Here is a 4,909-nt window from a genome sequence, read left to right on the forward strand (position 1 = left end):
AACGAGGAAAGTCTTATCAAGCTAGGTTTTTAGGACTTGTGTGTACACCGTAGCCGATGCATTGGGGGGTTAGGGGGGATCTAAAAGTGCCTAAAGTCATAGCAAAACACTTCTTAAACAACCTCTTAGCCAATGACCAATGACTAATGACAAAGGACAAAAAAGCTAACCGACTACGGTGATTTTCCCAGTATCTAAATCGTAATAACCACCGACTATTTTCAGCTTTTCTGCCTTAATTAGATCAGATAAAACTGGCGATGATTTCAATCTTTCCACTTGTGCCAAAATATTTGCTCTACAAGCGTTTTCTAACTTGTCTCCTGATTCGTCTTTTGATTTTTCTACACTTGGTTTAATCGCCGCAAGCAAACTTCCAATTTGACCTGGAACTTGAGCACCTTTAATTGCAGCATCGACCGCACCACATCTTTCATGTCCAAGTACCATGATGACTTTGCAACCTAATACTAAGCTGCCAAATTCGAGGCTACCAACTTGCTGTGTTGTAGCAATATTACCAGCTATACGACAGACAAATAAATCTCCAAGTCCTTGGTCAAAGACAATCTCTGAAGGCACTCGTGAATCTGCACAACCGAGAATAGAAGCAAAGGGCTTTTGACCTTTGGCTACTTCGACTAAACGTGATTGAGTTTGATTGGGATTGCGACGTTTTGCTTTAACAAATCTGTCATTCCCATCTAGTAATTCTTGCAGTGCCTTATCAGGTGTAATATCATCTTCTACTGGTTTTTTTTCGGCTGCAAGTAAGTTTGAGCTAAGTCCGGCTGTCAATACACCTGTACCGATCGCACCTGCACTAAACTTCAATAAACCTCTTCTGGAAAGATTGATTTGGGGATTTTGTATGTTCATGAAATTCTCCTCAAAATATTAAACTGTTAACTGTTAGTAGGATAGTTATTGCTATCCAATTGTCGAGATTTGAAAAACAAAATTTAAAAACTGCACTCCCCAAAATGGCCAAGCTACCCACATTCCTAAAGCACTCACTCCTAGTAGGACAGTGAGGGCATAAAATTGAGCTTGTCCAGAAGTGCTGTATTTAAGACCTTCGCCCCCTAATAGCGAAAATAAACCCACAAAATTAACGATGCCATCAACTACAAAACGGTCAATTGTATCGGCAAGTTGAGAAATTTTGGCAACTCCAAAAATAATGGTCATTTTATAGAGTTTGGGAGTGTAAAAATCATACGCGAACAAATCCTGCAAGCCTTGCCAAGGGAGGCGAATTGGTTTAGGAATATTGCCTAAATAAATCACGCCAGTGATACTGCAACCGAAAATACTCGACCAAATTAAAAGTAGTGCGACATCTTTATTTAGAGTTGCCCAATCGGGTAAAAGTGATAAGCTTTGCAACACCAAAGGAAGATGTAGACTAACGCCAAGTAAAATCATCATTGGCAGAATCATCGGCCAGTGGGCTTCAGGCGATCGCTGACTCATTTGTGTAGCTTTACCACCAAAGAGTAAACCAAATTCTCTGGTTAAACTCACGGCTGTTAAAGCATTTACCGCGATCACTACTCCCACTAACCAAGGCTGCGTTTCCCACAACCCATCTGCTAGTTCCATCAGCGCCCAAAAGCTACCCAAGGGTGGAAAACCAATTAATCCCAATGTCCCGACGATAAAAGCGATCGCAGAAATCGGGCGACGCGTCCACAATCCGCCTAATTGGGTGACATCTTGCGTAATGCTATTCCAGATAATTCCCCCAGTACTCATCACCAACAGGGCTGCGGATATAGCATGGGTGAGTACTAACAATAGCGCTGCTTCGTATTGTTGCACTCCCACGGCGATGAATACTAAACCCATGTATGCACTGACAGAATAGGATTGGCAGCGTTTAAGATCGATTTGAGCGATCGCAATTAACGAAGCACCCACGGCTGTCACTACCCCAATTCCCACCATCGCTGAGGAAACTATGGGCGAGATAGTTAGCACAGGTTGCAGTTTAATTAGCACCCATGCACCACTAGCAACTACTACCGAGTTCCGCAAAATTGTACTGGGAACAGGGCCTTCCATCGCCTCATCTAGCCACAAATGCAGGGGGAACTGGGCACATTTACCCATCGGCCCAGCAATTAAGGCTAAACCTACCAGTGTCATTGTTGTTGGATTGACGTTTGCAGTCGTCGCCCATTCAGCTAATTCTGTGTAACTCCAAGTTCCGGCGAGGGGCCATAATGCCAATACGCCCATCAGTAAGAATAAGTCTCCCACCCGCTTTGTTAAGAAAGCGTCCCTTGCACCTGAGACTACCAACGGCTGGCTAAACCATAAGCCAACTAGTAAGTAGGTTCCCAGTGTGAGAACTTCCAAAATTACATAGCTGAAGAACAAGTTATTACACAGAACAAGGGCACATAGTCCCGCTTCAAATAATCCTAATAAGGAATAGAAGCGTCCCCAACCCCAATCCATTTCCATGTAGCCGATGGCATAAATTTGCGCCAGCAAATTCAACCCAGTAATCACAACTAAAGCGCCAACACTAACTGAGGATATTTCCAAAGCAATAGTGAGGTCTAAACCAGCTGTAGATAACCAAGGTATAAATACTTCTTGGGCTGGATAATTCCAAGTTGCTTGTAAGGCGATCGCACAATGCACAAACGCCAAAAATGTCATCACTAAGTTTAGATAACCAGCCGGTCTTGGCCCCGTTTTCCGAATGATCCCCGGCGACCAAGGCACAGCTAACAAGCCACCTATTAAGGCATAGCAAGGAACTAGCCAAACAGTCTCAAGTAGAAACTGAGCCATCAACTTAACCTCTAAATTTGTATCAAAAAGTTGGGGTTTGGAATCAACTAGCGTTGATCCCTGTTAACCCAGCGATGTCTACGATGAGCTACCCCTAGGCAGATAAGACAAATTTATCTTTATTTAATTTTGTTAGAAACAGCTTACCGTTATATTTGACAAAATGGAATTACTTTATCTAAACAAATCTGAGATAATTCCTCTAAATAAAACTTATATAATCAACTATTTGAGTAATGAATAATAGGTATTGCTTTTTATCTATGAATTAACTGTTGGTTTCATCAATAGTCATTGTGAATTTTTACTTATTGACATAAATGACAAAAGACGCAATCAGTTGCGTCTCTCTCTACAAGTCAGCTAAATGTAATCTACACTCCAGTAATTTTGTCAATCTGCCAAACAACAGAAATAATTGCAGGCGCTTGGTCAAATTGGCTGATGGGGGCGGGTTTCATGTCCCGGTAGTCTAGCAGTTGGACTACGATGAGGTAAGCGATCGCTAAAATGATCGAAATCGCGCCTGTAAGAATAGCAATTATTTTTGAACGTTCCATCAGTATTTCCTGTAATGCAAGTTGTTATGCAGTGCCTATATCCACATAATAAACTCGGCTATTGTTTCTGGGTGTGAGCGAACCGCACTTTAGCACATAAAATATTAATAACCTGAAAGCGACATTGAGCTATTGCCATGACAACGAAACAAGCTATCTTTGACGCTATTGAATAACTGCCAGAGCAACACCTAAAAGACGTGTTGCAGTATGTTCAACAACTTGCACGTACCCAAAAATCACCAGCATCTAACCCACACACCCAAAGCAGCGATCCCCTGGCAAATTTCATCGGCGCAGTATCTCACGGTTCTCTAGCTGCCAACTTAGACGACGAACTCTATGGGGGATAAGCTTTTTATTGGTTGTCATGCAAGAATTTGGTATTACAACGATCCTCACCGAAGATGCTCACTTCACCCATGTAGGGATGGGCTTTCAGCTAGTTCCCTAGTTTGAATTTTAGGGGCTGAACAGCACTCTTAGGAATAAGATGCGATCGCTAAAATGATCGAAATCGCGCCTGTAAGAATAGCAATTAATTTTGAACGTTCCATCAGTATTTCCTGTAATGCAAGTTGTTATGCAGTGCCTATATCCACATTAATACTTGAGACACACCATACACTTACCGATATACATCGCTTCGATAAGCTCTCAGTAAAATCGTAATTAGTTGCTGTTCTTCATCCACTTTATAAACAACTCGCCAGACACCAACTCGATAGCGAAAAAGACCTGCGAAATCACCTTTGAGCCGTTTGATGTTTGGATGTTCGTAAGAGGTTGTTTGAAAAGTGTTTCGCTGTGACTTTAGGTACTTTTAGATCCCCCCTAACCCCCCTTAAAAAGGGGGGAACCGGAGTCAAAGTCCCCCTTTTTAAGGGGGATTTAGGGGGATCTAAAACTTTTGATACCGCCAATAGGACTTTTCAAACATCCTCTAAGCATTCTGTTGCAGTTGGTCAAAGCAACGGTTTAGTCATTGGGCTAGTGATGCATCTACTTCTTGATAAAACTTCTGTGCTTTGCGAGTCAATACCAGTTCATACATGACGACGAATACTGTCAAATGACACTACTTCCCCAGCCTCAGCTTCCTGCATAGCTTCACGCAAAGCTTGCTCAAAACCAGGGACATTCAAAAGTTCCGTTGTCGCCTCATTTTCTTCTCTTTCTTCTAGATCAGCTAGAAAATCACTCACTATCCGCAGCCTTTCTGGAGACAGTCGCCGTAAACGCTTCTCAGCTTCCTGAAGAATAGTAATGTCATCTTGTTTTGATTCCATAGTTATTTCTATAGCTAATGTTTTTTACCGTCGATTTACTCCCTCCTTATATATGTTAAGCACAGCTTGTCGTCAGATATCGCCCTAGAATTGGCGATCGCTAAAATCACCGAAATTGCACCTGTAAGAATAGCAATTAATTTTGGCGTTGCATATTTTCGGGATGATTTTGCTAGTTTTGTGGGATGGGCATCTTACCATTGGTGTCAAGTTAAAGCAGATGCCCAGATGTCAAGCGACCTTGCGGCGTTG

Annotated in this window: 6 protein-coding genes and 1 pseudogene; 2 read left to right on the forward strand and 5 right to left on the reverse strand. The window is 42.2% G+C overall.

Annotated features, from left to right (window positions below):
• Window positions 1-165: 165 nt before the first annotated feature.
• The 3 genes from ABF638_RS36595 to ABF638_RS36605 all read right to left on the reverse strand — a co-directional run bounded on the left by ABF638_RS36595 (window position 166) and on the right by ABF638_RS36605 (window position 3,368).
• Window positions 166-879, reverse strand: coding sequence for a carbonic anhydrase (locus ABF638_RS36595; RefSeq protein ID WP_435027653.1), 714 nt, complete (start codon window positions 877-879; stop codon window positions 166-168).
• Window positions 880-930: 51 nt separating this feature from the next.
• Complete coding sequence (locus ABF638_RS36600) at window positions 931-2,808, reverse strand: NAD(P)H-quinone oxidoreductase subunit F (protein WP_435027654.1); 1,878 nt, start codon at window positions 2,806-2,808, stop codon at window positions 931-933.
• A 374-nt stretch (window positions 2,809-3,182) separates the two neighbouring features.
• Entirely contained in the window at window positions 3,183-3,368 is a 186-nt protein-coding gene (locus ABF638_RS36605; protein ID WP_435027655.1) for a hypothetical protein, read from the reverse strand.
• Between the two features lie 200 nt (window positions 3,369-3,568).
• On the opposite strand from ABF638_RS36605, the gene ABF638_RS36610 reads away from it, so the two are divergent.
• Window positions 3,569-3,721: a hypothetical protein gene (locus ABF638_RS36610; RefSeq protein ID WP_435027656.1), complete on the forward strand. Its 153-nt coding sequence runs from the start codon at window positions 3,569-3,571 to the stop codon at window positions 3,719-3,721.
• Between the two features lie 275 nt (window positions 3,722-3,996).
• Here the strand turns inward: ABF638_RS36610 and ABF638_RS36615 are convergent.
• Window positions 3,997-4,155, reverse strand: a pseudogene (locus ABF638_RS36615) (type II toxin-antitoxin system RelE family toxin); the annotation flags it as partial.
• Between the two features lie 259 nt (window positions 4,156-4,414).
• Complete coding sequence (locus ABF638_RS36620; protein ID WP_069074647.1) at window positions 4,415-4,657, reverse strand: hypothetical protein; 243 nt, start codon at window positions 4,655-4,657, stop codon at window positions 4,415-4,417.
• A gap of 66 nt (window positions 4,658-4,723) precedes the next feature.
• Here ABF638_RS36620 and ABF638_RS36625 point away from each other — a divergent pair.
• A partial coding sequence (locus ABF638_RS36625) for a hypothetical protein (RefSeq protein ID WP_435027657.1) occupies window positions 4,724-4,909 on the forward strand: 186 nt, incomplete at its 3' end.

The sequence above is a fragment of the Nostoc sp. CALU 1950 genome (assembly GCF_051172895.1).
Taxonomy (GTDB): Bacteria; Cyanobacteriota; Cyanobacteriia; order Cyanobacteriales; family Nostocaceae; genus Nostoc; species Nostoc edaphicum_A.

Coding starts and splice junctions, on each gene's coding strand:
- ABF638_RS36595 (WP_435027653.1), bottom strand. CDS start 879: ATGAACATACAAAATCCCCAAATCAATCTTTCCAGAAGAGGTTTATTG.
- ABF638_RS36600 (WP_435027654.1), bottom strand. CDS start 2,808: ATGGCTCAGTTTCTACTTGAGACTGTTTGGCTAGTTCCTTGCTATGCC.
- ABF638_RS36605 (WP_435027655.1), bottom strand. CDS start 3,368: ATGGAACGTTCAAAAATAATTGCTATTCTTACAGGCGCGATTTCGATC.
- ABF638_RS36620 (WP_069074647.1), bottom strand. CDS start 4,657: ATGGAATCAAAACAAGATGACATTACTATTCTTCAGGAAGCTGAGAAG.